This is a genomic window from Streptomyces sp. GSL17-111 (assembly GCF_037911585.1).
Taxonomy (GTDB): domain Bacteria; phylum Actinomycetota; class Actinomycetes; order Streptomycetales; family Streptomycetaceae; genus Streptomyces.
In genome coordinates this window covers 4610384-4635759 of the sequence record NZ_JBAJNS010000001.1, presented here as the reverse complement: position 1 = coordinate 4635759, position 25376 = coordinate 4610384, and the positions used below count along the sequence as shown (strand labels likewise).

28 protein-coding genes, 1 other RNA gene and 1 pseudogene are annotated in these 25376 nt (G+C 74.0%); 11 read left to right on the top strand and 19 right to left on the bottom strand.

Annotation, left to right across the window (positions count from 1 at the left end; translation table 11 throughout):
* Positions 1–6: 6 nt before the first annotated feature.
* Positions 7–1641, bottom strand: coding sequence for an alkaline phosphatase D family protein (locus V6D49_RS20725; protein ID WP_340561826.1), 1635 nt, complete (start codon positions 1639–1641; stop codon positions 7–9).
* Positions 1642–1750: 109 nt separating this feature from the next.
* On the opposite strand from V6D49_RS20725, the gene V6D49_RS20720 reads away from it, so the two are divergent.
* Together V6D49_RS20720 and V6D49_RS20715 are read left to right on the top strand one after the other, a co-directional pair.
* A complete protein-coding gene (locus V6D49_RS20720) occupies positions 1751–2554 on the top strand; it encodes an SDR family oxidoreductase (protein ID WP_340561824.1) in 804 nt (267 codons plus the stop codon).
* Between the two features lie 92 nt (positions 2555–2646).
* On the top strand, positions 2647–3144 hold the full coding sequence (locus tag V6D49_RS20715) for a cupin domain-containing protein (RefSeq protein WP_340561822.1): 498 nt from the start codon (positions 2647–2649) through the stop codon (positions 3142–3144).
* Between the two features lie 7 nt (positions 3145–3151).
* On the opposite strand, the gene V6D49_RS20710 is transcribed toward V6D49_RS20715, so the two are convergent.
* Positions 3152–3808, bottom strand: a complete 657-nt coding sequence (locus V6D49_RS20710) for a TetR/AcrR family transcriptional regulator (RefSeq protein WP_340561820.1) — start codon at positions 3806–3808, stop codon at positions 3152–3154.
* 109 nt (positions 3809–3917) lie between these two features.
* On the opposite strand from V6D49_RS20710, the gene V6D49_RS20705 reads away from it, so the two are divergent.
* Together V6D49_RS20705 and V6D49_RS20700 are read left to right on the top strand one after the other, a co-directional pair.
* Positions 3918–4571 carry a DUF5701 family protein gene (locus tag V6D49_RS20705; RefSeq protein WP_340561818.1) on the top strand — a complete coding sequence of 218 codons (654 nt, stop codon included), beginning with the start codon at positions 3918–3920 and terminating at the stop codon, positions 4569–4571.
* 88 nt (positions 4572–4659) lie between these two features.
* Positions 4660–4905: a hypothetical protein gene (locus V6D49_RS20700; protein ID WP_340561816.1), complete on the top strand. Its 246-nt coding sequence runs from the start codon at positions 4660–4662 to the stop codon at positions 4903–4905.
* A 44-nt stretch (positions 4906–4949) separates the two neighbouring features.
* Here the strand turns inward: V6D49_RS20700 and V6D49_RS20695 are convergent, their stop codons facing one another.
* The 11 genes and pseudogenes from V6D49_RS20695 to V6D49_RS20645 form a co-directional block, all read right to left on the bottom strand.
* On the bottom strand, positions 4950–5840 hold the full coding sequence (locus V6D49_RS20695) for a PhzF family phenazine biosynthesis isomerase (RefSeq protein ID WP_340561814.1): 891 nt from the start codon (positions 5838–5840) through the stop codon (positions 4950–4952).
* A gap of 60 nt (positions 5841–5900) precedes the next feature.
* Entirely contained in the window at positions 5901–6287 is a 387-nt protein-coding gene (locus tag V6D49_RS20690; RefSeq protein WP_340561812.1) for a cupin domain-containing protein, read from the bottom strand.
* 80 nt (positions 6288–6367) lie between these two features.
* The gene (locus V6D49_RS20685; protein WP_340561810.1) at positions 6368–6559 is read right to left on the bottom strand and encodes a DUF397 domain-containing protein; all 192 of its coding nucleotides are present in this window, start codon (positions 6557–6559) and stop codon (positions 6368–6370) included.
* Positions 6556–7485, bottom strand: coding sequence for a helix-turn-helix domain-containing protein (locus V6D49_RS20680; protein WP_340561809.1), 930 nt, complete (start codon positions 7483–7485; stop codon positions 6556–6558). Before V6D49_RS20680 ends, V6D49_RS20685 begins: the two co-directional genes overlap by 4 nt.
* 293 nt (positions 7486–7778) lie before the next feature.
* On the bottom strand, positions 7779–7946 hold the full coding sequence (locus V6D49_RS20675) for a hypothetical protein (RefSeq protein WP_340561808.1): 168 nt from the start codon (positions 7944–7946) through the stop codon (positions 7779–7781).
* 245 nt (positions 7947–8191) lie between these two features.
* Entirely contained in the window at positions 8192–8335 is a 144-nt protein-coding gene (locus V6D49_RS20670; protein ID WP_340561806.1) for a hypothetical protein, read from the bottom strand.
* Between the two features lie 131 nt (positions 8336–8466).
* Positions 8467–9320, bottom strand: a pseudogene (locus tag V6D49_RS20665) (DUF5753 domain-containing protein).
* A gap of 6 nt (positions 9321–9326) precedes the next feature.
* Positions 9327–9794, bottom strand: a complete 468-nt coding sequence (locus tag V6D49_RS20660) for a DUF6879 family protein (protein WP_340564177.1) — start codon at positions 9792–9794, stop codon at positions 9327–9329.
* 43 nt (positions 9795–9837) lie between these two features.
* A complete protein-coding gene (locus V6D49_RS20655) occupies positions 9838–10065 on the bottom strand; it encodes a hypothetical protein (protein ID WP_340561805.1) in 228 nt (75 codons plus the stop codon).
* A gap of 329 nt (positions 10066–10394) precedes the next feature.
* Positions 10395–10801, bottom strand: an RNA gene (gene rnpB, locus V6D49_RS20650) — RNase P RNA component class A.
* 25 nt (positions 10802–10826) lie between these two features.
* A complete protein-coding gene (locus V6D49_RS20645) occupies positions 10827–12296 on the bottom strand; it encodes an RNB domain-containing ribonuclease (protein WP_340561803.1) in 1470 nt (489 codons plus the stop codon).
* A 64-nt stretch (positions 12297–12360) separates the two neighbouring features.
* Here V6D49_RS20645 and yaaA point away from each other — a divergent pair, with 64 nt between their 5' ends.
* Entirely contained in the window at positions 12361–13182 is an 822-nt protein-coding gene (gene yaaA / locus V6D49_RS20640; RefSeq protein WP_340561801.1) for a peroxide stress protein YaaA, read from the top strand.
* Positions 13183–13291: 109 nt separating this feature from the next.
* Positions 13292–15106 carry an acyl-CoA dehydrogenase gene (locus V6D49_RS20635; protein WP_340561799.1) on the top strand — a complete coding sequence of 605 codons (1815 nt, stop codon included), beginning with the start codon at positions 13292–13294 and terminating at the stop codon, positions 15104–15106.
* A 22-nt stretch (positions 15107–15128) separates the two neighbouring features.
* Here the strand turns inward: V6D49_RS20635 and V6D49_RS20630 are convergent, their stop codons facing one another.
* The 3 genes from V6D49_RS20630 to V6D49_RS20620 are packed head-to-tail and all read right to left on the bottom strand — an operon-like array spanning position 15129 to position 17880.
* A complete protein-coding gene (locus V6D49_RS20630) occupies positions 15129–16274 on the bottom strand; it encodes a bifunctional RNase H/acid phosphatase (protein WP_340561797.1) in 1146 nt (381 codons plus the stop codon).
* Positions 16275–16282: 8 nt separating this feature from the next.
* Positions 16283–17026 (bottom strand): zinc ribbon domain-containing protein, encoded by a 744-nt coding sequence (locus V6D49_RS20625; protein WP_340564175.1) that lies wholly within the window; start codon positions 17024–17026, stop codon positions 16283–16285.
* On the bottom strand, positions 17023–17880 hold the full coding sequence (locus V6D49_RS20620) for a Nif3-like dinuclear metal center hexameric protein (protein ID WP_340561795.1): 858 nt from the start codon (positions 17878–17880) through the stop codon (positions 17023–17025). Before V6D49_RS20620 ends, V6D49_RS20625 begins: the two co-directional genes overlap by 4 nt.
* A 289-nt stretch (positions 17881–18169) precedes the next feature.
* Here V6D49_RS20620 and V6D49_RS20615 point away from each other — a divergent pair, with 289 nt between their 5' ends.
* Together V6D49_RS20615 and V6D49_RS20610 are read left to right on the top strand one after the other, a co-directional pair.
* The gene (locus V6D49_RS20615) at positions 18170–19480 is read left to right on the top strand and encodes a hypothetical protein (protein WP_340561793.1); all 1311 of its coding nucleotides are present in this window, start codon (positions 18170–18172) and stop codon (positions 19478–19480) included.
* A gap of 123 nt (positions 19481–19603) precedes the next feature.
* Positions 19604–19762 carry a hypothetical protein gene (locus V6D49_RS20610; protein ID WP_340561791.1) on the top strand — a complete coding sequence of 53 codons (159 nt, stop codon included), beginning with the start codon at positions 19604–19606 and terminating at the stop codon, positions 19760–19762.
* A 29-nt stretch (positions 19763–19791) separates the two neighbouring features.
* On the opposite strand, the gene V6D49_RS20605 is transcribed toward V6D49_RS20610, so the two are convergent.
* Entirely contained in the window at positions 19792–20649 is an 858-nt protein-coding gene (locus tag V6D49_RS20605) for a MaoC/PaaZ C-terminal domain-containing protein (RefSeq protein ID WP_340561789.1), read from the bottom strand.
* Positions 20650–20808: 159 nt separating this feature from the next.
* On the opposite strand from V6D49_RS20605, the gene V6D49_RS20600 reads away from it, so the two are divergent.
* From V6D49_RS20600 to V6D49_RS20590, 3 genes are all read left to right on the top strand, one after another.
* Complete coding sequence (locus V6D49_RS20600) at positions 20809–21450, top strand: class I SAM-dependent methyltransferase (RefSeq protein ID WP_445330564.1); 642 nt, start codon at positions 20809–20811, stop codon at positions 21448–21450.
* 1 nt (position 21451) lies between these two features.
* A complete protein-coding gene (locus V6D49_RS20595) occupies positions 21452–22366 on the top strand; it encodes an N-acetylmuramoyl-L-alanine amidase (protein ID WP_445330563.1) in 915 nt (304 codons plus the stop codon).
* A gap of 195 nt (positions 22367–22561) precedes the next feature.
* Complete coding sequence (locus V6D49_RS20590; RefSeq protein WP_340561785.1) at positions 22562–23455, top strand: hypothetical protein; 894 nt, start codon at positions 22562–22564, stop codon at positions 23453–23455.
* A 95-nt stretch (positions 23456–23550) separates the two neighbouring features.
* On the opposite strand, the gene V6D49_RS20585 is transcribed toward V6D49_RS20590, so the two are convergent.
* On the bottom strand, positions 23551–24618 hold the full coding sequence (locus tag V6D49_RS20585; protein ID WP_340561783.1) for a prenyltransferase: 1068 nt from the start codon (positions 24616–24618) through the stop codon (positions 23551–23553).
* Positions 24615–25364 carry a class I SAM-dependent methyltransferase gene (locus V6D49_RS20580; RefSeq protein ID WP_340561781.1) on the bottom strand — a complete coding sequence of 250 codons (750 nt, stop codon included), beginning with the start codon at positions 25362–25364 and terminating at the stop codon, positions 24615–24617. Before V6D49_RS20580 ends, V6D49_RS20585 begins: the two co-directional genes overlap by 4 nt.
* Positions 25365–25376 lie beyond the last annotated feature (12 nt).

Genomic DNA, 25376 nt, shown 5'->3' with positions numbered 1-25376 from the left:
TCGACGTCAGGCGGGGCGCAGCCCCGGGTCGCCCGCCGCCGAGACGAACGACGCGGCCGTGGTCACGGGCGCGCCGGGCGTCGTCACGTGCGGCACCGTGCGGTAGTCGGCGCGCAGTTGACGCTCGTCGAGGGTGAGCAGGGTGTAGCCGCGGCGCCCGTCGTAGAACCGCAGATGCGGGTTGGCGGCCATGAGGGCGTCCCAGTTGGCGGGCCGCTCCCGGCCGTCGCCGCCGCTGGAGACGGACGTGGTGACCACCTCCACTCCCACCGTGCGGGAGGACGGGTCGTCGAAGTCCCGCTTGATGTCCAGGCCGTAGTGCACGTGGACGTCGCCGGTGAGCACCGCGAGGTTCCGCAGCCGGGCCGACTCGGCGGCGCGCAGCACCCGCTCGCGGGCGCCGGGGTAGCCGTCCCAGGAGTCCATGGACAGCGGCCAGGGGCCCTCGACACGGTTGCGGCGGCGGGCGAAGACCACCTGCTGGGCCAGGACGTTCCAGGTGGCGTCGGAGGCGCGCCAGCCGTCGGCCAGCCAGCGTTCCTGGGTGGCGCCGAGGAGCTGGCGCGCGAGGTCCTGCGACGCGGGCGTGGGGACCTTCCAGCCGTCCCCGTTCGCCTGGTCGTCGCGGTACTGCCGGGTGTCGAGGACGTCGATCTGGGCGAGCCGACCGAACCGCAGCCGCCGGTAGAGGGTGAGGTCGGGGCCGTGGGGGCGCTGCGGCCGGCGCAGCGGCATGTTCTCCCAGTACGCGCGGTAGGCGGCGGCCCGGCGCACGAGGAACTCCTCGGGCGGCACGCTGTTCTCGGGGATGTCCCCGGCGTAGTTGTTCTCCGTCTCGTGGTCGTCCCAGGTGACGATCCACGGCGCGGCGGCGTGGGCGGCCCGGAGGTCCTCGTCGCGCTTGTAGAGGGAGTACCGCAGCCGGTAGTCCTCCAGGGTGACGGTCTCCCGGGCGAAGTGGGCGGGCAGCCGCCGGTCGCCGGTGTAACCGCGCGCCCCGGCGGCGGCACCCACGGCGTACTCGTAGAGGTAGTCGCCGAGGTGGATGACGGCGTCGAGGTCCTCCTCGCCCGCCAGGTGCCGGTAGGCGGTCCAGTAGCCCTGGTCGTAGCGCTGGCAGGCGGCGAGGGCGAAGCGCAGCGCGTCCGGGCCGGTGCCCGGTGCCGGGGCGGTGCGGGTGCGGCCGACCGGGCTGAGGTGGGCGCCCGCGCGGAAGCGGAAGTAGTAGTCGGTGCCCGCCCGCAGCCCGTGGGGCTCGACGTGCACGGCGTGGTGGTACTCGGGGTGGGCGACGGCGGTGCCGCGCCGGGCGATGCGGCGGAACCGCGCGTCGTACGCCATCTCCCAGTGCACGGGGACGGGCCGTGCGGGCATCCCGCTGTCGGGCTCGAAGGGGTCCGGTGCCAGCCGGGTCCACAGCACGACGGATCCGGGCAGGGGGTCGCCGGAGGCGATGCCGAGGGTGAAGGGGTCCTGGGGGAACTTCGCCTCGCGCAGGCCGGTGGCGGCCCGCGCGGTGTCCGGAAGGTTGGTGGCGAAGGCGAGGGCGGCGGCCGCGCCCGTCACCGTCAGAAACCGGCGGCGGCCGACGTGGCGGGCCGCGGCACGGAGTTCGCTGTCTGCGCTCCCTGAGTGCGTCATGCGGAGAAGTGCAGCGGACCGGAGCGGCGCACCGTTGGCACGTACGCGACAAACACATGGCCATCGGTTGACGTCGGGCACCGCTCGACGCATCGCGTACGCTGCGGACATGACGGACATCAACAAAACGTTGAACGAAGCGCGGGGGGCCGCCGCCGGAGGGACGCGCGGCGCCGTGGTGACGGGCGCGGGCTCCGGCATCGGCCGCGCCGTGGCCCTCGCCCTGGCCGAGGCGGGCTGGTCGGTCACGCTGGCCGGACGCCGGGCCGCCGCGCTGGAGAGCACGGCCGCGCTGCTCTCCCCCGACGCCGCCGGGCGTGTCGCCACCGTACCCACGGACGTCACCGACCCCGACGCCGTGACCGCGCTGTTCGCCGCCGCCGTCGACCGCTTCGGCCGCGTGGACCTGCTGTTCAACAACGCCGGCACCTTCGGCCCCACCGTGCCGCCCGACGAACTGACGTACGCCGACTGGCAGTCCGTCGTCGACGTCAACCTCACCGGTGCCTTCCTCTGCGCCCGCGCCGCGTTCCGCGTCATGAAGGACCAGACACCGCAGGGCGGCCGCATCGTCAACAACGGGTCGATCTCGGCCCACACCCCGCGCCCGCACTCCCTCGCCTACACCACGACCAAGCACGCCATGACGGGGCTCACGAAGTCGCTGTCCCTGGACGGGCGGCCACACCGCATCGCCTGCGGCCAGATCGACGTCGGCAACGCCGCCACCGAACTCACGGCCCGCATGCGGACCGGCATCCTCCAGGCCGACGGCACGACGGCCGCCGAGCCGACCATGGACGCCGCCGACGTCGCCCGGACAGTCCTGCACATGGCCGAACTGCCGCTGGAGGCCAACATCCAGTTCGCCACCGTCCTCGCCACGACGATGCCCTACATCGGCCGCGGCTGAACCTCCCGCGCCGAGGGCGGACAATGGAGGCCGACCCGGGGCCCGCAGCAGGCGGCTGCGCGCCCACGACCGCCCTTCATCGCGGAGAGCCCATGCACGACGACGCACCACGGAGCACGGCACCGGGCGTACAGGTCCGGTCGACGGACGTCCTGCGCGCCGTGCCCGACCATCGCGGCGGAGCCGTGTGGCGGCTCGACCGGCCGGGCCGCCAACTCGACGCGAACCTCGTGCGGCTGCCGCCCGGCAGCCGGGTCGGCGCGTCCGTCGAACCCGAGGTGGACGTGATCCTGTACGTCACCGGCGGAAGTGGCCGGCTGGAGCTCGACGGCGTGTCGCAGGAGCTCCGGGCGGGCTCGGTCGTCTGGCTGCCACGCGGCGCCCGGCGCGCCCTGGCGGCGGACGAGGACGGGCTGACGTACCTCACGACCCACCGGCGGCGCTCCGGCCTCACCGTCCGGACGCGGAGCGAGGGCGGCGAGCCGCCGTGCCTGCAGCACCTGCTGTGCGACGCGTGCGGCCGCCCGGCCGCCGAGACCGACGCCCGCTTCTGCGCGCGGTGCGGCACCGCCCTGCCCGAAGCGGGATGACCCGGCTTCAGGCGACGTAGAGCCGCCCGAGGGACGGTTCGAGCAGGTCGAAGGCGTGGGCCGCCTCGGGCGCCACGAGCCGTTCGATCTCCCGCGCCGTGCGCCCCGCGAGGGTGAGGTGCTGGATGCGCTGGAAGAGGACACGGTGCACGGCGCCGAGCAGCCCGGCGACCGTGCGGGCGGTGGCGTCGTCGCCCGGCGCCCCTCCTGCGTCGGCCAGCGCCTCGGCCAGCGCCTCCTCCCGCCGGTCGTGCAGACCCCGGACGCAGTGCGTGAGGGTGGGGCTCTCGGCGACCATGCGGGCGAACTCCGGCCCCGTGAAGCCCGTGACCGGGTCGTGCGCGGCCAGGGACCCGTCGAAGGCGCGGCGCAGCGCGCCCAGCGCCGACTCCCCGGGCCGCCGCGCCGCGACGGCCGAGGCCAGGGTCGCGACGAAGGCGTCCTGGCGGTCGAGGGCCAGGTCCTCCTTGCGCGCGAAGTAGTTGGTGACCGTCTTCTTGGAGACGCGGGCGGCGTCGGCGATCTCGGCGATCGTCGTGGCGTCGAAACCCTGCGCGAGGAAGAGGCGGGTGGCCTGGTCGGAGATGTGCTGCCGGGTCTCCTGCTTCTTGACCTCGCGCAGCCCGGTGAGCCGCGGCGGCGTGCCCGCGCTGTCGTCACTCATGGGCGAATCTTACATCGGTGGTAAATATACGTTGACACCCCCAAGAGGGGGAGGTATTTTTTACGCTCGACGTAAATTTACGTGAGAGGCACATTCGGAGGAGCCCGCCTTGCCCGACCCGCAGACCGCCACCCCGGCCCCCCTGCCGCCGCTGCGCGTCCAGGCGGACCACCTGATCGCCCTGGGCGTGCACACCCACGCCGCACTACCGGCCGAGGAGGTCCGCGCCTTCGCCGAGCGGCACGCGGACGACAGCGGGGGCACCCTGCTGGCCGTCCATCCCGAGCGGGTGGCCGCCTCCGTGCTCGCGCCGCTGCTGCGCCACAGCGGCAAGCCCGGCTTCGTCGTGGCCGACATGCCCGACGTCGACCGCTTCACGCCCAGCGGGATCGACCTGCCCGAAGGCCCCCTGTACCTCGTCAGCGGCGTCGACCGGGGCGACCACCTGGCCAACTGGAGCCCGGAGGAGGCGCTCCCCGCCCTGACCGAGCACCACCGCACCCCGCTGCTGCTCACCGAAGGCATCCACTGGGTGCTCCAGCAGCCGGCGGCCCTGGAGCGCAACCGGTGCTTCATGACCATCGGCTCACGGCTGCGGAAGCCCAACGGCACCTACGACGCCCGCACCCCCGCGCTCTGGATCAGCAACGGCACCGGCCGCGACGGCCGGGAGCGGCGCGACGCCCCGAAGGTCGGGTGGTGCTGGTGGCGCAACCGCCACACCTGGCTGGGCTTCGCCTCCGCCACGGGCCGGATGCCGTAGGGCCCCGACCTGCGCCTGACCAGCGCACCTAGCACGTTCGGCGGCCTCCGGCATGCGGAGGGCGCCGAAGCGTGCGCAGGGTGGAGCCATGGACACGGAACGCCCGGCCGAGCCGCAGTACCGGGTCGTGGTGGGGTCGTTCGGCGACGCCGACCACGGCTACCGGCTCGTCTGGCTGCGCGGCATCGGATGGGAGCCCCTCACGGAGGAAGAGCTGGAGCCCCGCCTGCGTGAGGTCTTCCCCGACATCGACCTCGCCGACCCCGAACAGGTGCACTGGGTGGACGAGGAGGAGGCCTGGCCCGCCGCGCCCCATCCGGACGACGAGTCCTGAGGCGGGCCCGGGGCCGGGCGTCAGGGCGTCAGGGCGTCAGGGCGTCACGGTATGCGGACGCCGGACCCGCTGACGTGGATCCGCGCGTCACCGTGCCGCAGCTCCACCGTCAGCTCCCCCGGACGGCCGAGGTCGGTGCCCTGGTGGAGGGTGAGCACGGCGCTGTCCGGAGCGAGGCCCAGCTCGCGCAGGTAACCGCCCAGCGCCGCGGCGGCGGCGCCCGTCGCCGGGTCCTCCACCACCCCGCCCACCGGGAACGGGTCGCGGACGTGGAAGACCGTGACGTCCTGCGGGTCGCGGTGGACGAGCTGCAGCGTCGTCAGGTCGAGCCGCAGCATGAGGGCCTTGAGCCGCTCGAAGTCGTAGTCGAGCCGGGCGAGCCGCTCGCGGGTACCGGCCGCCAGCACCAGGTGCCGGGCGCCGGCGAAGGCGATGCGCGACGGCAGTGCGGGGTCGAGCTCCTCGGACCGCCAGTCCAGCGCCGCCAGCGCCTCCGCGAGGTCGGCCGGGGCGATCTCCTCGGTGTACGGCGGGACGCTCGTCAGCGTCGCGCGCAGCTCCCCCGACCCCGTCCGGACCACGGAGACGGGCACGGTACCCGCCCGCGTCGCGAACACCAGCTCCCCGGGCCCGATGCGCTCGGCCAGGGCGACGGCCGCCGCCACCGTGGCGTGGCCGCAGAACGGGACCTCGGCGACGGGACTGAAGTACCGGACGGTGAACGACCGCCCCGAGCCGTCGGCGCCCGGCGCGGGGGTCAGGAAGGCCGACTCCGAGTAGCCGACCTCGGCCGCGACGGCGAGCATCGCCGCCTCGTCGAGCCCCGAGGCGTCGAGCACGACGCCGGCCGGGTTCCCGCCGTGCGGCGAGGAGGAGAAGGCGGTGTAGCGCAGGACGTCGGTGCGGTCCGGTTCGGACTGAGCGTGGTTCCCCATGCCCCCCGCAACCACCCGACCCCGGACCGTATTCCCCGGCCCGCTCCGACCCGTCCCGCGTCAGTCCAGGGTCTCCGCCGCCCTGGTCAGCGCACCGCCCGCGTCGCCCGTGTTGACGGTGCCGGACGGTTCGAGGAGCAGGGCCGCCGTCTCCTCCTCGGCGAACGGGCAGTGCTCGACACCGCGCGGGACGACGTACAGCTCGCCGGGACGCAGGACGACGTCGCCGTCCCGCAGCCGGATCGTCAGCCGGCCGCTGAGCACGAGGAACAGCTCGTCCGTGTCCTCGTGCGTGTGCCAGACGAACTCGCCCTTCACCTTGACGACCCGGACGTCGTAGTCGTTCAGCGTGGCGACGATCTTCGGTGACCAGTGCTCACCGAACCGGGCGAGCTGCTCAGCGAGATTGACGGGCCGGGGCGCCCGGGGGGTGGAAGAGGAGGACATGGCGTTCCTTCCGCAGCTTCAAGAAGACCACCGTCCCCCGCGCCGGTGTCCGGCGCGGGGGACAGGACGCGTCGAGCGGGTCAGCGCTCCGACGCGAAGCGCACGAACCGGCTCCAGCCCTCACTGCCCACGGTGAAGGCCGGGAGGGTCGTGTCCTTGGAGTCGCGCACGTGGACGGCCTGTTCAGCGATCGCGACCTCCACGCAGTCGTCACCCTGGCTGCCGCTGTAGCTGGACTTGAACCAGGCGAGTTCCGTCGAACCGCTGCTCATAGCTCTCCTCTTAGTCGCTCCAGCAGGGCCCGGGATTCGATGGGGCTCAGGGCCTGCGAGCGCAGTGTTTCATAGCGCTGGGAGAGCAGTCTCATCTCTTTCCGGTCCGAGATCAGCCGTCCGTTCTGCTGCCCCTCGGAGTAGCCGAACCACCGCCCCTCCGGTGTCTCCAGGATGCGCGTCGGCCCGTCCAGGCAGGCATGCAACCCGGCCTCAATCGAAACGAGCTGGAACGTCACGTTGCGCGGGGCGGTGAGGTCGAGGACGTGGTCAAGGAGTTCGCGCACCACCTGCCGTTCGGCGAACCGACGCCGGAAGACGTGCTCCTCGACGATGAAGCTGAAGGGCGTGGTCGGCCGCTCCCGCATCATCACCTGTCGGTCCATGCGTGCGCTGAGCTGGGCCTCCAGCTCGTGGTCATTGCGCACCGGGATCGTGCCGTCGAACACCGCGCACGCGTAGGCCTCGGACTGCAACAGACCCGGCACCAGCCGGCACTCGTAGGTGGACAGGCTCACCGCCTTGCGCTCCAGCCGTGCCCACTGCCGGAACCACGCGGCGAGTCCCACCTCGCTCCGCGTGAGGTGGCGGGCGGCCTTGCGCAGGGCGCCGGTGTTGCCGAGCACTTCCTCGGCACGTTCGACGAACACCTGGTCCGGCATGCGGCGTCCCAGCTCAACCGACGCCACCGTGTGCTTGGAGTACCCCACGTAGGCGGCGAGTTCGGCGCGGCTGAGGCCCGCGTGCTCGCGCAGGGCCTGGACGACGGCGCCGAAGGTGCGCATGCTGTCCGAGGGGTGCGGCTCCCGGTCCCACTCCGTGTCGGTTCCCGCGTGCTCGTCGCCGGTGTCCCAGCCGGGCTCGGCTCCGACCTCACCTCCGACTCCAACCTCGATCCCGACCCCGGGCCTCTCGACGTTGTCCATCCGTCGCCCTCTCTCCGTGCATCGTGCCTCGCGCTTGGACCGCGATGGCTACCGGAGCCGCTCGCGGGCATCACCCAGCGTGACGGAGCGGCACCGGTACCGTCCACCCTCAGTGCGCGTACTCTCACCCCCCGTACGCGGTTCCGCGCTTGTTCACGCCCCGCGCGCCCCGTGCCGCCGCCCCGTGCAAGGGCCGTGAAGGGCAGCCTGCCGCCGCCCTGCCCCGCGACCACCAGCGCCGTCCCGGCCCCGTGCGCCACGGGGGCGACGCACGGGGCCGGGACGGCGTGCTGTTACTTGTCGTCAGTGGGCTTCGGCTCGGGCGGGCGTGGAGCCTCCGGGGGCATCGGTCCCCCGTCGTGCTTGCCGCCGTCCATCAGCGGGTGGGCGAACGGCACACCACGCCAGCCGTCGGCGTCGGCGGTGCGCGTCTCGTAGGTGTCCACTGCGAGTGCGCTCACGTGCACTCTCCCTTCTCATCCGGTGAGTGGCGGTGTGGAACCCCGCGTCGGAAGTCGGGCAGGGTTCAGGGGAGCTTGCCGGTGGCGGCCTGGCCGACCGGCCGAGGAACCTCACGTCCGCCCCTTGAATCGGCACACCGAGCAGGGGAACGGGCAGGGCCTCATGGGCTGGTCGGCGGGCACGAACACCACACCGGATGCCCTGTCGGTGCGTGGCCGGTCCGACCGAGCGGGAACGGTCGACATCACCGGTTCCATCGGGCGTGCGGGTGGCGTCGGATCTCCACGTTGCAGTCGGTGACCTTGGACCAGTCCATGACCGCCCGCGCCGCCTCCCGCTGGCTTGCCAGGGCGCCGCATACGTCGCAGCCGCTCGCCGGAGCGGGCATCACTCCCTCACCCGGTTCACAGACCGGTAGACCAGGGTTCGCCGTCGTCGTGCTCCATGTTCTCCCCATGAACAGGACGCTAAAGACGCCGACTTACCGGTTGCCACGAACGTGCACGGACTTGCAGGCATTCACTCGTCGAGAGACTCGATGGCCGAGGTGATCAGCGCTCGTGCGGCTGCGCCGTACACCGCGACGGCGGAAAGCTCGGCAAAGGTCCTGGCGTACTCGCGTACCTCGCCGGGCTGCGTGACCGTCAGGTGTGCCGAGACCAGCTCCACATTTACCTGTTGGTCGTCGTACAGGGTGAACGACTCCACCGGCCACCCGGCACCGCGCACACAGCCCATCGGGATGACGCCGAGACTCACGGACGGCAGCGACGCCACGGAGATCAGGTGGCCGAGCTGCCCGGCCATCACCTCGGTGTCGCCGATCACCGTGCGCAGCACCCATTCCTCGACCAGCATGGCGAAACGGTGGTCCCCCGAATGCAGGACACGCTGCCGGTCCAACCGCACCGCCACAGCGGACGTGATATCACCCGGCACTTCGCGCAGGGAGGCAACGGTACCGAGAACGGCAGCGATGTACGCGGGAGTCTGGAGGAGGCCCGGCAGCACCCAGACTGGTAACAGCGGAAGCGGCGGCTGCGCTTGAACAGCGGCGCCACGGACTCCTGCACCCGTTTCAGACCGGCTCGCTCCAGGCGCTTCCACTCCATGTACTGACTCTCGACCGCCCGCGCGGTGGCGATCAGGTCAGCCGTCTGGTCCTCGGCTCCGCAATGCCGCGTCCACGCCCGGATGTCGGTGTCTGCTGGGGTAGTTCGTCCATGCTCGATGCGGGAGCACTTCGACTCGTGCCAACCAGCCAGGAGGGCCAGCGCTCGCGCGGTCAGCCCGGAGTCCTTCCGGATCTCGCGCAGGCGCTGGCCGAGTGCCTGACGTGCCTCGGCGACGCTTGATGACGGAGACGACAAGATGACGGGTTATCCGTGTCGGCTGAGGCGATATTCGTCGTGCGGAGTGGCGCGTTTCCATACGTCACCGAACGCGGACGTGCACATCCTCACTATGTCCCAGTCCTCTATGACTTCCTCGTCCTCGGGCGCCAGTTCGCCGTCGCCGTCGAAGTGATGGAACACCACGACGCGGTGGTCGAGAACCCAGAAGTCGTTACCCGGCAGGGCCAGGTCGGAGGCGCGACGGCGCGGCAGCCACCGCACCTGTTCCCCAGCGGTCACGTTGGCGTCCGTGGTGTGGTGCTCGAACTCGATGTAGTCGCTGACCGGTTCGGAGACGACACGAGCGCGGCGCACGGCCACGCCTCGACCGACCAACTCGGCGACCAGCGCGAGCCACGGGCGCAGTTCCGGATCGTTGTCCTCTGGAGCGTTGCGCACGCCCTGCTGCCACGCGGCGAAACGCGGATCGGAACGCATGTACCCGTCGCGCATCTCCAGGTGAAGTGCTGACTTCGTGCAGCTCCTCAGCCGCTCCTCAAGCGTCAGTGGTGCCAACGTCCTTAACCTCCGGGAAGAACTGCATCATCCGCCTCGGGAACTCGATGACGGTCTCGTACTCGGGGACGTCCATCTGGGCCAGCCGTTCCGCGTCGGTGACCTTCCACCCTTGCAGCACGTAGTGGCCGGTCTTCTCATCGAGGTACACCGTGGGCGACTTGCCGTCCGGGCTGTCCGGGTCCTGGCCGAGTTTCCGCAGTGCCATGATCGCCTCCTCGCAGGGGACTTGACCTCGCTGTGTGTCAGATCTTGTGTGACCGGCGTCCGCCCCGCCACCAACTTGCGCGAACTTGCGCGATCCGCGACCCGAGGCGTCGCCGATAGGGCTTCCAGGGAGACGCCGCCGAAGGTGGCGGAGGGGCTGGGTCACAGCGACCCGGCGTTCAGCTCCGGAGACGTACTCCAGTTCATGCCGCAGCCGGGTGGCAAGGGCATGGAGGCGCTGGGCCAGTGGCTTGCTGACGGCTGATTCTCCCCAGGGGGCGTTCAGCGGCCGGTGCACAGTGCGTCTTCCCAGCTCAGAAGCGTAAGCGGCAGACGAGTCGTGCTGTACGCCGGATTCTGTCTCCGGACGCCCTCGCGGGCGGCCGGGAGGCGGCCATCCATCTGGGGCCGGTGTCACCACCGGCCTCGGTGCGGTCCACCCGCGGACTCGGGCGAGCAGCCCTCGTGCGTCCGCGCAGGGCCGCCTCGCGACGGCCCCTCTTGACCTTGCTCCGGGTGGGGTTTACCGAGCCGCCCAGGTCACCCTGGGCGCTGGTGGTCTCTTACACCACCGTTTCACCCTTACCGGGCACCGTTTCCGGCCCCGGCGGTCTGCTTTCTGTGGCACTTTCCCGTGGGTCGCCCCAGGTAGGCGTTACCTACCACCCTGCTCTGCGGAGTCCGGACGTTCCTCGACGTGACCGGTGAGGTCACGCCGCGGCCGCCCGCACGGCTCGTCTGCCGTGAGGTCATCCTACGCGCTCAGGCCGGGCCGAACCGCACGGGTGACCTGCCCGGATCGGCGTGCAGGAGGCGGACGCGGAGGGGTTCGCCGAGCGGGAGGGGCGGGCCGTCGGGCGGGGCGGAGACCCGGCCCGCGACGGGGGGTTCGCCGAGGTGGACGGTGCCTTCGTGGGGGCGGTCCTCCCGGACGTCGGTCACGAGGCCGTCGAAGACCTCCCCGATGTGGTCCCACAGGACGGCGGCCGTCATCAGCTCCACGCAGGCGTCGTCGGCCTCGGCGGCGCGGCGGTCGCCGCGCTCCATCGCGGCGGGGAGTCCGGCCAGCGCGCCGGTGACCCAGGCGGGCGGCTCCGTCCCGGCGACGGCGGCCAGGCACAGCTCGCCGGTGTAGCGGTCCACCAGGCGACCCAGGGGCGCGGCGCAGTGGGTGTAGGGGGCGGCGACGGCGGCGTGCTCGGGGTGGGCGGGGCGTCCGGCCGCCCGAAGAGCGGAGCCGCCAGGGCTGAAGGCGGTGTAGCCGGCGCCGCGCAGCAGCGTCGTGCACTCCTGGAGGAAGGCGGCGTGGCGGGGGCGGTGCGGGTCGAGGGAGCGCAGGAGCGCGGCGTAGGACGTGTGCGGGGGCCAGTCGACGTCCAGGGCGCGGGCGACGCGGTGGAGGCGGGCCACCGCTCCGTCGGGGGCCTGCGGCAGGGTGCGCAGGACGCCGGTGCCGCCGTCGAGCATCAGGGCGGCGGCGGCCGTGCCGAGGAGCACGGAGAGCTGCGCGGTCCAGCGCTCGGCGGGGAGGAGGGCGCGGTGGTCGAGGCGGTAGCGGTCGCCGTGCGGGACGATCCGCTGCTCGGGCGCGGCGAGGGAGATGCCACCCCGGGCGCGTTCCCGCTCCTCACACAGGCGGCCGACGTCGCGCAGGAGGGCCACGGAGTCCTCGGCGGTTCCGTCGTCGATCTCCCGCTGCACGGTGGCGGGGTCGAGCCGGGCGTGGGAGCGGACGAGGGCCCGGCGGACGTCGGTGGCGGTGAGGGTGCCGTCGGCGTCCAGGTCGAGCGTCCACAGCAGCGCGGGCCGGGGCACGTCGGGCAGCAGGCTCGCGGCGTCCTCCGCGATGCGGTGCGGGTGGAGGGGCACGCGCAGGTCGGGGAAGGACAGGGCGACGGCCCGGCGGTGGGCCTCGGTGTCCAGTGGACGGCCGGGGGTGACGAAGGCGGCGGTGTCGGAGACGGCGTGGTGGACGCGGAAGCCGCCGCGGGGCGCGCGGGTGAGGTGGAGGGCGTGGTCCAGTTCGTGCGAGCCGGGCGGGTCCACGGTGAAGAAGGGCAGGTGGGTGGCGTCCTCGGCGGGCAGCCGGGGAGCGCGGGCGGCGCGTTCGGCGTCGGCGAGGACGGAGGCGGGGAAGGCGTGCGGGACGCCGATCCGGTGGCGCAGGTCGTCGAGCGCCGCGCGCAGGGCGGCGCCGTCACCGCCGGTGATGTGCGGATGGCGGCTGGGCATACGGCGAGCGTAGGGCCGTAGGCTGCTGGTCGCCGCTTGTGGCCGACCGTGAGGAGAGAAGACCGTGCTCGTGCTGCTGCCGCCGTCCGAGGGGAAGGCGTCCCCGGAGCCCCGTGCGGACGACCGCACGCTGCGGCTGGACGCGCTGGCGCTGCCGGGGCTCACGGAGGCCAGGGAGCGGGTGCTCACCGAGCTGACCGGCCTGTGCGCGGAGGCGGAGGGCGGGGACGACGCGAAGGCCCGCGAGGTGCTGGGGCTCAGCGAGGGGCTGCGCGGGGAGATCGCCAAGAACGCGGCGCTGCGGAGCGCTCCGGTGCGGCGCGCCGGGGAGATCTACACCGGTGTGCTGTACGACGCGCTGGGGTTGGGCACCCTGGACGCCGCGGCGCGGGAGCGGGCCGAGCGCACGCTGCTGGTGTTCTCGGGGCTGTGGGGGGTGGTCCGGGTGGGTGATCCGATCCCGTCCTACCGCTGTTCGGGCGGCGTCAGGCTGCCGGGGCTCGGCGGACTGGGGGCGTTCTGGCGCGGGCCGTTGCAGGAGGTGCTGCCGGCGGCGGCCGGGGAGGGTCTGGTGCTGGACCTGCGGTCGTCGGCGTACGCGGCCATGTGGAAGCCGAAGGGCGAGGTGGCCGGGCGGGCGGCGACCGTGCGGGTGCTGCAGTCGAAGGTCGTGGACGGCGTCGAGAAGCGCTCGGTGGTGAGCCACTTCAACAAGGCGACGAAGGGCCGCATCGTGCGGTCGCTGCTGGTGGCGGGCGCGGAGCCGCGCACACCGGCCGAACTGGCGGGGACGCTGGCGGAGCTGGGCCACCGGGTGGAGCACACCGCGCCGGAGCGCCCGGGGCAGCCGACGCGGCTGGACGTGGTCGTCAGCGACGTCCGCTGAGCCGACGTGCGGCCGTGCGGCCGTGCGGCCGTTGGACCGTTGACAGGGTGCGGGGCGTCGGCCAACAATAAGCGACCGCTTAGTCTGCCTCTCCGGATCGGATGTGCCCATGCCCGCGACCCCGGCCGACTCCTCCCTGCTGATGTCCCGGCGGGACCTCGCCTTCCAGCTGTACGAGTGGCTGGACGCGGAGGCCCTCGTCCGGCGGCCCCGCTACGCCGAGCACTCGCGGGAGACGTTCGACGCGGTGCTGGAGCTCGGGGAGCAGCTGGCCGCGCGCTACTTCGCTCCGCACAACCGCGCGGGCGACCTGGCCGAACCCCGGCTGACGGACGGCACGGTGGAGACGATCCCCGAGGTGCGGGAGGCGCTGGAGGCCTTCGCCCGCTCGGGCCTGGTCTCGGCGACCATGGACGAGGACCTGGGCGGGATGCGGCTGCCGCACGTCGTCTCCACGGCCTGCTTCAGCTGGTTCCAGGCCGCGAACATCGCCACGTCCGCCTACCCGTTCCTCACCCTCGGCAACGCGCGGCTGCTGTGCGCCCACGGCACACCCGAGCAGGTCGACCGCTACGTGCGCCCGATGCTCGCCGGGCGGTTCACCGGCACGATGTGCCTGTCCGAACCGCAGGCCGGCTCCTCGCTGGCGGACGTCCTCACCCGCGCGGAGCCGCAGGACGACGGCACCTACCGGCTCTCGGGCAACAAGATGTGGATCTCCGGCGGCGACCACGAGCTGAGCGAGAACATCGTGCACCTCGTCCTCGCCCGCATCCCCGGCGGGCCGCCCGGGGTGAAGGGTCTGTCGCTGTTCGTCGTCCCCAAGCGCCTCGTCGCTCCCGACGGCAGCCCGGGCGAGCGCAACGACGTCGTGGCGGCCGGCCTCAACCACAAGATGGGCTACCGGGGCACGACGAACGCGGCGCTGAACTTCGGCGAGGGCGCGCACCTCCCCGGTGGACGGCCGGGCGCGGTGGGCGAGCTGGTCGGGGAGCCGCACCGGGGCCTGGCCTACATGTTCATGATGATGAACGAGGCGCGCATCGGCGTCGGGGCCGGGGCGGCGGCGCTCGGCGTCACGGGCTACCTGAAGTCCCTGGCGTACGCGCGCAGCCGCCCGCAGGGCCGTCCGGTGACCGGACGCGACCCGGGCGCGCCGCAGGTGCCGATCATCGAGCACGCCGACGTGCGCCGCATGCTGCTGGCCCAGAAGGCGTACAGCGAGGGCGCCACCGGGCTGGTGCTGTACTGCGCGCGGCTGGTGGACGAGCAGCACACGGCCGAGGACGAGGCCGGGCGTCGACGGGCCGGCCTCCTGCTGGACGTCCTCACGCCCATCGCGAAGAGCTGGCCCTCCCAGTGGTGCCTGGAGGCGAACAACCTGGCGATCCAGGTGCACGGCGGGTACGGCTACACGCGCGAGTACGACGTCGAGCAGCACTACCGCGACAACCGCCTCAACCCCATCCACGAGGGCACGCACGGCATCCAGGCGCTCGACCTGCTGGGCCGCAAGGCCGTGCTGGACGGCGGCGCCGGGCTGCGGGCGCTGGGCGACGCCGTCGCCGCGACGGCCGGGGAGGCCGCCGCGCGGGGCGGGGAGGCGGCCGAGCTGGCGGCGGCCCTGACGGCCGCCTGGGAGCGGGTGACCACCGTGACGGCCGCCCTGTGGGCGACGGGCGAACCCGACCGGGCCCTGGCCAACGCGGCGGTGTACCTGGAGGCCGTCGGGCACGTCGTCCTGGCGTGGGTGTGGCTGGGGCAGTACCTGGCGGCCTCGGCGTCCGACGACGCCTTCCACCAGGGCAAGCGGCAGGCCGCGCGCTACTTCTTCCGCCACGAACTGCCGCGCACCACGGCGCAGTTCGCCCTGCTGGAGAGCGGCGACACGACCGTCCCCGACACCGACCCCGGCTGGCTGTGACCCCGGCGGGCGCCGGGGCCGGTCAGCGCAGGTGGGAGGTGTCGTTGAGGAGACGCACGGAGGCGTTGCCGTCGGCGTAGTAGGCGACGGCCGAGACGGACGCCGCCGACAGCTCCATGCGGAACAGCGTCTCCGGCGGGGCACCGAGCGCCAGCCGCACCAGCTGCTTGACCGGCGTGACGTGGGTGACCAGCAGCACGGTGCGCCCCGCGTAGCGGGCCAGCAGCTTGTCGCGGGACAGCGCGACGCGGCGGGCCACCTCGGCGAACGATTCGCCGCCGCCCGTCGGCCCGACGGTGTCGGAGGCCAGCCACGCGTCGAGGTCGTCCGGGTGGCGCTCCTTGACCTCCGCGAAGGTGAGGCCCTCCCAGGCGCCGAAGTCCGTCTCGCGCAGGCCCTCGTCGACGCGGACCTCCAGGCCGAGCCGGTCGGCGACGGCGGCGGCCGTCTCCCGGCAGCGCAGCAGCGGGGAGCTGACGACCGCCTGCACGGTGCCCCGCGCGGCGAGCGCGGCGGCGGCGGCCTCGGCCTGACGGCGGCCCGCCCCGGACAGCTCCGGGTCCGCTCCCCCGCTGCCGGAGAACCGCTTCTGCGGCGTCAGGGCCGTCTCACCGTGCCGCAGGAGGACGAACGTCGTGGGCGTGCCCAGGTCCGCCGACCAGCCCGACGGCGGCGCGGCGGGGGCCGTCGGGCCGGTGTCCTCCGCCGAGGGGGCGGCGGCCGGATCGGGGACGCCGGAGGGCCGCCACTGCTCGCCGCGCTTCCCGGCGTCCATGGCCTCGTTGGCGAGCCGGTCGGCGTGGCCGTTGCGGGCGCGGGGGATCCACTCGTAGCGCACGGCCTCGGGCGGGAAGATCTCCTTGGCCTCGGCGGCGAGCGGCCGCATGCCGGGGTGCTTGATCTTCCAGCGTCCGGACATCTGCTCCACGACGAGCTTGGAGTCCATCCGGACCTGCACCGTGGCCTGCGGGTCGAGGTCGCGGGCCGCGTACAGCCCGGCGATCAGGCCCCGGTACTCGGCGACGTTGTTGGTGGCGTGCCCGATGAACTCGGCCGCCTCGGCGAGGACTTCGCCCGTCCCCGCGTCCTTGACCACCGCGCCGTAGCCCGCAGGGCCGGGGTTGCCCCGGGAGCCGCCGTCCGCCTCGACGACGAAACGTCGTGCCATCGTCCGCGTCACAGCCCCGACTCGGGGGTGCGCACCAGGATGCGCCGGCAGTTCTCGCACCGCAGGACGGTCTCGGGGGCGGCCTCGCGCACCTCGTTCAGCTCGGTGATGTTCAGCTCCAGTCGGCAGCCCTCGCAGCGGCGCTGGAACAACTTGGCCGCCCCCACGCCGCCCTGCTGCCCGCGCAGCTTCTCGTAGAGCTTCAGCAGGTCGGCGGGGATCGCGGCGGCCACGACCTCGCGCTCCTTGCGCACGGTCTCGATCTCGGCGTCGATCTCCCCGCTCGCCGCCGTGCGGCGGGCCCGGGCGTCCTCGGCCTTCTCCTGGACGGCGGTGACGCGCCCGGTCAGTTCGGTGACGCGGCCGGCCGCGGCCTCGTTGCGCTCCATCACCTCCAGGACGACGTCCTCCAGCGTGCTCTGCCGCCGCGCCAGCGACGCGATCTCGCTCTGCAGGCTCTCCAGGTCCTTGGGGTTGGTGACCATGCCGGAGTCCAGCCGCTCCTGGTCGCGGGTGGCGCGCTTGCGCACCTGGTCGACGTCCTGCTCGGCCTTGGTCTGCTCGCGCGCGGTGTCGCTCTCCTCGGTCTGGGCGGCGACCAGCAGGTCACGCAGCTGCGTCAGCTCCTCCTCGCGGGTGCGCACCTCCTCGTGCTCGGGGAGGGTCTCGCGGCGGTGGGCGAGCTGCGAGAGCCGGATGTCCAGGGCCTGGACGTCGAGAAGGCGGATCTGGTCGGCGGGCTCGGCGTTCAGTTGGGGGCTCCTGAGTGGTCGGGGTGGGGTCCGGACGTCGCGTGGGCGGTCCAGGGGTCGGTGACGGTACGGGAGACGTGCGTGCGCAGGTCCCAGCCGTGCCGGTCGCTGATCGCGTCGAGTTGGGCGGCGGCCTGCTCGCACCAGGGCCACTCGGTGGCCCAGTGGGCGGCGTCGAGCAGGGCGAGCGGGGAGTGCTCGCGCGCCTCGGAGGCCGGGTGGTGCCGCAGGTCGGCGGTGAGGTACGCGTCGACGCCGGCCGCCCGGACGGCGTCGAAGAGGCTGTCGCCGGAACCGCCGCAGACCGCGACGGTGCGCAGAACGGCGTCCGGGTCGCCGGCGGCGCGGACGCCCTGGGTGGTGGCGGGCAGCCGCTCGGCGGCGTACTGGGCGAAGGCGGCCAGGGACAGCGGCTCGGGCAGCTCGCACAGCCGCCCGATGCCCCGGCGGCCCGCCGGGTCGTCCGGGTCGGGCGCGAGCGGCCCGGTGACGCGCAGGCCTAGGGCCCCGGCCAGGGCGTCGGAGACGCCCGGGTCGGCGCGGTCGGCGTTGGTGTGCGCGACGTGCAGGGCGACGTCGTGCTTGATGAGCGTGTGGACGACGCGGCCCTTGAAGGTGTGGGCGCCGACGGTGGTGGTGCCGCGCAGGTAGAGCGGGTGGTGGGTCAGCAGCAGGTCGGCCCCGAGGGCGACGGCCTCGTCGGCCACCTCCCGTACCGGGTCGACGGCCACGAGGACCCGGGACACCTCGGCCTCCGGGTCACCGCAGACCGTGCCGACCGCGTCCCAGGACTCCGCCCCGGCGGGGGGCCAGAGGGCGTCGAGCGCGGCGATGACTTCGGACAGTGCGGGCACGGGGCCAGGCTACCGCCCGTCCCCGCACCGGCGGTGGGGCGGCATCGGCCCAGGGCCCGACGCACGGGACGGGCGGCGGGCAGGGGCCGGGCGACGGCCGGGGCGGGCGTCCGCGCAGCACACTTCGGAGCACGCGGGGCGGGGAATTCCGGCACGGCCACCTGAACGAATGAAGTCGGGTAACTCTTCCCCTTCGGACCGGCGTTCTATCCCTAGCGTCGGTACCGGAGGTGATCGCCACATGACTGTCTGTGCGGTCCGACCAGGAACGGTCCAGTCCGAGCGACCCATGGAAGGCACCGACGCGACCGCCGACGGGACGCCCGTCGGCCCCTGCCCGGACGGGCCCGCTCCCGGGCCCGCTCCCGGGCCCGCCGAGGCGCCCGCCGAGGAGAGCCCGGCGGACAGACCCTCGCCCGTCCTCCCCCCGCCGCCCTACCGGCCGCTGGCCTGCGTGCTCTCGGCCGACGGCGGCTACGCGGCCCGCCTGGCCTCGCCGGGCGGCACCGACCGGTGGTGTCCGGAGCGGTGGACGCTGGACGGGCCGGAGCCGTACGCCGTCTCGCTCCCCGGCAGCCAGCCCGAGGACCCGCACAGCCAGGTGCTTCCGCTGGCCGACGGCCGGGTGCTCATCCTGCGGCGGGTGGACGGGCGGTACCGGCCCTCGCTGCTGTACCCCTCCGGAGCGGGCACCGGCGAGGTGCCCCTCGGCACCGTGGACGCGGCCCAGCTGGCCCTGCTGCCCCCGGCCCCGGACGGGCGCGGCGGCTTCGCACTGGCGGCCGGGGCGGGCACGACCGTGGTGTGGCGGCTCGTGGGGGGTGACGGCCCCGAGCGGGTGGCCGTCGTGCCGGGTCTGTGCACGGACGGCGTGTGGCTCGACCGGGACGGCCGGATGCTGGCGCTGAACCGGCGCGGGGACGACGGTGTGGTCAAGGCCGTGGTGGTGGACCTCGGCCGGGGCGGCGCGGTCTCCCCCCTCCTGGAGATCGCGGAGGGCAGCAACGACCGGGTCCTGCTGGCCGACCCCGACAGCGGTCTGCTGCTGGTGCGCTCGGACGCGCCGGGCGCCGACCGCGTCGGCTGGGGCGTGCTCGGCAGCCACCGCCCCGTCCGCTTCCCGGAGGCGCTGCACCCCCCGGGCGCCACGGTCACGCCCTTCGCCGCCCAGCCGGGCCAGGCGCTGCTGCCGGAGCGGTGCGCGGTGGCCCTGCGGGTGGACGGCGTCCCCCGCGCCGACCGCCCCTGCGACCCGGCGCTGCCCTGGCTGGCGCTGTGGCGGCCGGGGTGGCGGGCGATGAGCTACGTCCCCGCGCCGCACGGCTGGCTGCGGGCCGGACGGTTCACCGCCGAGGGCGCGTTGCTCCTGCCGTACGCGACGCCGGAGGTCCGCTGCGCGGTGGCCCGGCTGCGTCCCTCCGGGCCTCCCGCCGCCCCGCGCCGAGCCGCCCACGCCGCGCCACGGGCGGCGAGCGGGCCCGGTGAGCAGGGGGCGCGGGCCGGGGGGACGGCGCCGACGGCCCGGCGGGCGCCCGAGCCGGGGCGGGCGCCCCGGCCGGTCCCGCTGGCCCAGGCGCCCCTGGCGGCGGCGGGACGCTGAGCGTCGCGCCGCGAACCGCCCGCACGCGAACCATCCGCACGCGAAATCGATGTGACGCCGGGTCGGCTCGGCGGAGATCATCGAAGGGCGCACACCGGTGAACCCACGACACGGAGCCTTGGTATGTCCGAGCAGCACAGCACCACCCACGGCGAGCGGAACGGAGACACGGCCCGGGGCCGGCACCGGGGGCGGGCGGCGTCCGGTGAGGACCGGGCGGCACCGCCGCACGGCCGCCACCGGCGCCCCGGCGGTGAGCCGGACGGCCGTCCGACCGGCTGACGCCGGGCGGTGCGGGCCGTGCGGCGGCGTCAGGTGTGTTCGACGACGGTGTCGGTCAGGACCGGCGCGTCGTCCCGCCCGGTCGTCGTGACGGACACCTGGACGCGCCCGGCGTCCAGCCGCCAGGCCCGCACCCGCAGGGTGTCGCCGGGGAGGACGACACCGGCGAAGCGGGTGCCGTAGGCGGTCACCCGGGAGACGTCGCCGCCGAGCAGCTGGTCGACGACGGCCTTGAGCGTCATCCCGTAGGTGCACAGCCCGTGCAGGATCGGCCGGTCGAACCCGGCCAGGCGCGCGAAGTCCGGGTCGGCGTGCAGCGGGTTCAGGTCACCGCTGAGCCGGTAGAGGAGCGCCTGGTCCTCCCGTACGGGCCGCTCCAGCGTCAGGTCGGGCACGCGGTCCGGCACCGGGTGGCGCTCGGTGGCCCCGCGCTCCCCGCCGAAGCCGCCCTCCCCCCGCACGAACAGCCGGGTGTCGCACGTCCACAACGGTCCCGCCGCGTCCTCGACCTCCATCCGCAGGACGACGAGCGCGGCCTTGCCCTTGTCGTGGACCGCCGCGACGCGGGAGCGCTGGGTCGCGGTGCCGCGTACGGGGACCGGCCGGTGCAGCTCGATGCGCTGCCCGCCGTGCAGGATGCCGGCCAGGTCGACGTCGATGCCCGGCGCGTCGATGCCGTCGACGAACGCCATGCCGCCGCCCGCCACGGTCACGAAGCTCGGCAGGACGTGCAGCCGGTCCTCCAGCGCGTAGCGCAGTTCGGCCGGGTCGGTGGCGGGCACACCGGCTCCCAGACCCAAGTGGTAGAGCTGCACGTCCCGGTGGTCCCAGGCGAGGTGCTTGACCGTGGGCGGCGCCGCGAGGGCGGTGGCGACGTCGATGGGCATCTGACGTGTCTCCCGGGGCGGTCGGGGCGGAGAACGTGTTCCAGTTTCTCGCTGACTCCTTGTATAACGCATCGGTCCGCCCCGGGGAACACCTCCGGCACCCGCACGCGGCCGGACCCCGCACCGCCCCGCCCGCGACGATGCGGCAGCATGGGCGCCATGACGACACCGAAGCCGGAGATCATCGCCGCGTTCGAGGCGGCCCAGGGCTTCATGCCCCGCGACGAGGGCCTGGCCCTGTACGCGGCGGCCGCGCGGGCGGCCCGGCTCGGACACCCGCTGCTGGAGGTCGGCACCTACTGCGGGCGCTCCACGATCCTGCTCGCGGACGCGGCCCGCGAGGCGGGCGTCACCGCCGTCACCGTCGACCACCACCGGGGCAGCGAGGAGCAGCAGCCCGGCTGGGAGTACCACGATCCGGGCCTCGTCGACCCGGAGGTGGGCCTCATGGACACCCTGCCCTCCTTCCGCCGGACGCTGCACGCGGCCGGGTTGGAGGACCACGTCCTCGCCCTCGTCGGCCACTCCCCGCAGGCCGCCGCGCTCTGGGGGACGCCGCTCGGCCTCGTCTTCGTCGACGGCGGGCACACCGACGAGCACGCCCACGCGGACTACGCGGGCTGGGTGCCGCACCTGGCGGACGGCGGGCTGCTGGTCGTCCACGACGTCTTCCCGGACCCGGCGGACGGCGGCCAGGCCCCCTACCGCGTGTACCGACGGGCCATGGACTCCGGGGCGTTCACGGAGGAGCCGGGGACGGGCTCGCTGCGCGTGCTGCGCCGCACCGCGCCCGGGGCCTGAGGTGTCCCGGCCGCGCAGGGCGTTCCTCGTCGTCGCCGTCCTCCTGCCGTGCGCGCTGGTCGCGCTGGCCGTACTGCACCTGACGCGCCCGGACTCCGGGCGGCCGGCGGCCCGGCCGGAACCCGCCGAGCCGGCGTCCCCGTCCGGCGTCGCACCGGCGTCCCCGGAGTCCCCGGACGGGGACGCCCGGCCGCTGGCGGGCACGGTCGTCGTCCTGGACCCGGGGCACCACCCCGCCAACCGCGAGCACCCGGAGGCCATCTCCCGGCAGGTCGACGTGGGCACCCACCGCAAGGCGTGCGACACCACCGGCACGGCCACGGAAGCGGGCCGTCCCGAGGCGGAGTTCACCCTCGACCTCGCCCGGAGGGTGCGGGAGCGGCTGGAGGAGCGCGGCGCGCGGGTCGTCCTCACCCAGGACGGCGACCGGGGCGACGGCCGGGGCGGGGGCCCGGAGCGGGCGCGCCCCTACGGTCCGTGCATCGACGAACGGGCCCGGATCGGGAACGAGGAGCAGGCCGACGCCGTCGTCTCGCTGCACGCGGACGGGTCGGGTCCGACGCATCGCGGCTTCCACGTGATCCTCCCGGCGGCCGTGCACGAGGGCGAGGCCGACACCCGCGCGATCACGGAGCCGTCGCGTGCGCTCGGAGCGCGTCTGGTCGAGCACTTCGCCCGCGCCACCGGCACCTCCCCCGCGACCTACCTCGGGCCGCGGACCGCCGACTCCGGACTGGACGTGCGCGACGACCTCGGCGGGCTCAACCTCTCCACCGTCCCGAAGGTCTTCCTGGAGTGCGGCAACATGCGCAACGCGCAGGACGCCGCCCTGCTGACCGACGACGCGTGGCGCGACCGCGCGGCGCGCGGGATCACGGAGGGGCTCACGGAGTTCCTCACCGCGGACCGCGCCTGAGCAGGGCCGGGCCGGTGATTCGGGGACAGAGCCGGACAAGCCGTTGGGCCCCGCCGCGCCGGTGAGCGGACCGGCGCGTCCGCCGGGACGGGATTCGTGGGGGTCGTCCCCAACCTGATCAGAGTGTCCGTACGATGGGTCACCGCCCCCGTGATGACCGGACCATGACGACGAGAGATCGACGAAGGATCTGACGTGAACAACCGCTCGCTCCAGCGAGGCGATGCAGTGGTGATCGGAGCAGCGGTCCTGCTGTTCATCGCCTCATTCCTCGACTTCTACACCATCGGCTCCGGCTTCGGGGACGAGGACAGCCGCAACGGATGGTCGAACTTCTGGTGGCCGGTCATGCCGACCGTCTTCCTCGGCGGCCTCATCGCCACCGTCCTCATCGTGGTCTCCCGCTTCCTTCCGGCGGAACTGCGGATCGTGGGCATGAAGCTCGACCAGTGGGGCATCGCGCTCACCGTGTTCGCCGTGTGGTCGGGCTTCTGGACTCTGCTCGCCAACCCCCTCGGCGCGAAGGAGGCCATGGACGTCGGCGCGGGCCAGGTCATGGGGTTCATCGCGGTGATCCTGATGGCCGCCGGTGCGGTCGCCACGCCGCTGCTGCCGCCGCTGCGCGCGGGGCTGATCCCGGCGGGCGGCTTCAAGCAGTCCCAGCCCTACGGCGGTCAGCCGCAGCCCGGTTACGGCTACCCCGGCGCCCCGCAGCAGGGCCAGCCCCAGCCCGGTTACGGCTACCCGGGCGGCCCGCAGCCGGGCGTCCAGGACCCGTCCTACGGCGGCCAGCCGCAGCCGGGCGCCCAGCCCGCCGGCGGTCAGCCGCAGCCCGGCCAGCAGCCGCAGGCACCGCAGCAGGCCCAGGCACCGCAGGCCGCGGCGGACCCGAACTTCCAGCCGTTCTGGTTCGCCGTGCCCGTCGCCCGTCCGCTGACCGGCGAGGACGGCTCGCCGACGCCGATCGCCGAACTGACCCCGGGCACCTGGTACCTGGCGGTCGAGCAGCGCGGTCAGGCGCTCATCGCGCAGACCCAGGACGGCCGCCGCGGCCTCCTCGCCGACACCTCCGGCATCCAGCGCGGCTGACGCGCGCTGCCGGGCTCCACGCCCGCGCACCCGACGGTGGCCCCGTCCCCTCCGAGTGGTTCGGAAGGGGGCGGGGCCACCGTCGTCCGCAGGTGTCAGCAGCAGGGCGGGGTGAAGTCCGGGGTGATCGCGGGCACGCCGAAGACGTCCGTGGTCGCCGGGTCGCCGCCGAGCGCGGCGACCGCGAGGAGCAGCGCCCCGGCCGTCCACGCCGTCTGCTCGCGCGGCCAGACGGCGTCGTCGTCGAAGACGTAACCCGTCCAGTACATCCCGTTCCCGGCCCGCAGGTGGTTGATCGAGCGGAGGATCTCCACGGCCCGGTCGGACTCCCCCGTCACCCACAGGGCGAGCGCGAGCTCGGCGCTCTCCCCGCCGGTCACCCAGGGGTTGGGCGTCACGCAGCGCACGCCGAGGCCGGGGACGACGAAGCGGTCCCAGTCGGCCTCGATGCGCTCCTTGGCGGCCGGTCCGGTGACCGCGCCGGTGAGGACGGGGTAGTACCAGTCCATGGAGTAGCGGGACTTGTCGGCGAAGCGCTCGGGGTGCCGGGCGATGGCGTGGCCGAGCCGGCCGAAGGCCAGCTCCCAGTCCGGCTGCGGCTCCTCCCGGTGCTCGGCGACGGCCAGGGCGCAGCGCAGGGCCTGGTAGATGGAGGAGCACCCGGTCAGCAGCGCCTCCGTGCGGACGGTGCCGTCCTCCTCGCGCTTCCAGGCGACGGTGCCGTCCGGCTGCTGGAGGCCGAGGACGAAGCCCGTCGCGGCGGCCACGACGGGCCACATGCGGTCCAGGAACGTGTCGTCGCCGGTGGCCAGGTAGTGGTGCCAGACACCGACGGCGACGTAGGCGCAGAAGTTGGACTCCCGGCCGAGGTCGGTGGGCGCCTCCGCGTCCCCGTCGGCGTAGGCGGCGTACCAGGAGCCGTCGGGGAGCTGGTGGCGGGCGAGCCAGGCGTAGGCGGCCTCGGCCCGGGCGTGTTCGCCCGCCGTGTCGAGGGCCATGGCGGCCTCGACGTGGTCCCACGGGTCGAGGTGGTGGCCCCGGAACCAGGGGATCGCGCCGTCGGGACGCTGCTGGGCGGCGATCCCGGCGACGGTGGCGGCGGCCTGCTCGGCGGTGAGGACGCCGGGCAGGGTGAGCAGTTCGGTGCGCTCCGGGCTGCTCACGCGGGTGTCCCGGCGGTGCTCGGCAGGTGCGGCTTGGTGGCGTAGGCGACGAAGCTCTTGCCGATGAGGGGGTCCAGGGCGCGCTCGGCGAGGCGGGTGGCGAGCGGCTTCTTCATGATGTCCCAGACGAGCATCCGGTGGTAGGCGCGCACGGGCAGTGCGGCGTCCTCGCCGTCCTTGTGCACGCCGAAGGCGCACTTGAGCCACCAGTACGGGGAGTGCAGGGCGTGCGCGTGGTGGCTGCCGTAGGGGCGCAGCCCGGCCTCGCGCATCCTGGCCAGCAGTTCGGTCGCGCGGTAGATGCGGATGTGGCCGCCCTCGACTTCGTGGTAGGCGTCGGAGAGCGCCCAGCAGACCTTCTCCGGGCCGTAGCGGGGCACGGTGACGGCGATGCGTCCGCCGGGGCGCAGGACGCGGACCATCTCGGCGAGCACCCCCTTGTCGTCGGGGATGTGCTCCATGACCTCGGAGATGATGACGACGTCGAAGCTGTCGTCGGGGAACGGCAGGGCGAGCGCGTCGCCCTCCATCGCGGTGGCGGTGGCCGTCGCCGGTGCCTCGCCGGCCTCCCGCATGGCGGCGAACCAGGTGGCCACTTCGCGGATCTCTTCGGCGTTGCGGTCCAGCGCGACGACGTGGGCGCCGCGCCGGTAGCACTCGAAGGCGTGGCGTCCGGCGCCGCAGCCCAGGTCGAGGACGCGGTCGCCCGGGGCGAGCGGGAACCGGGAGAAGTCGACGGTCAGCACAGCGGGTTCTGC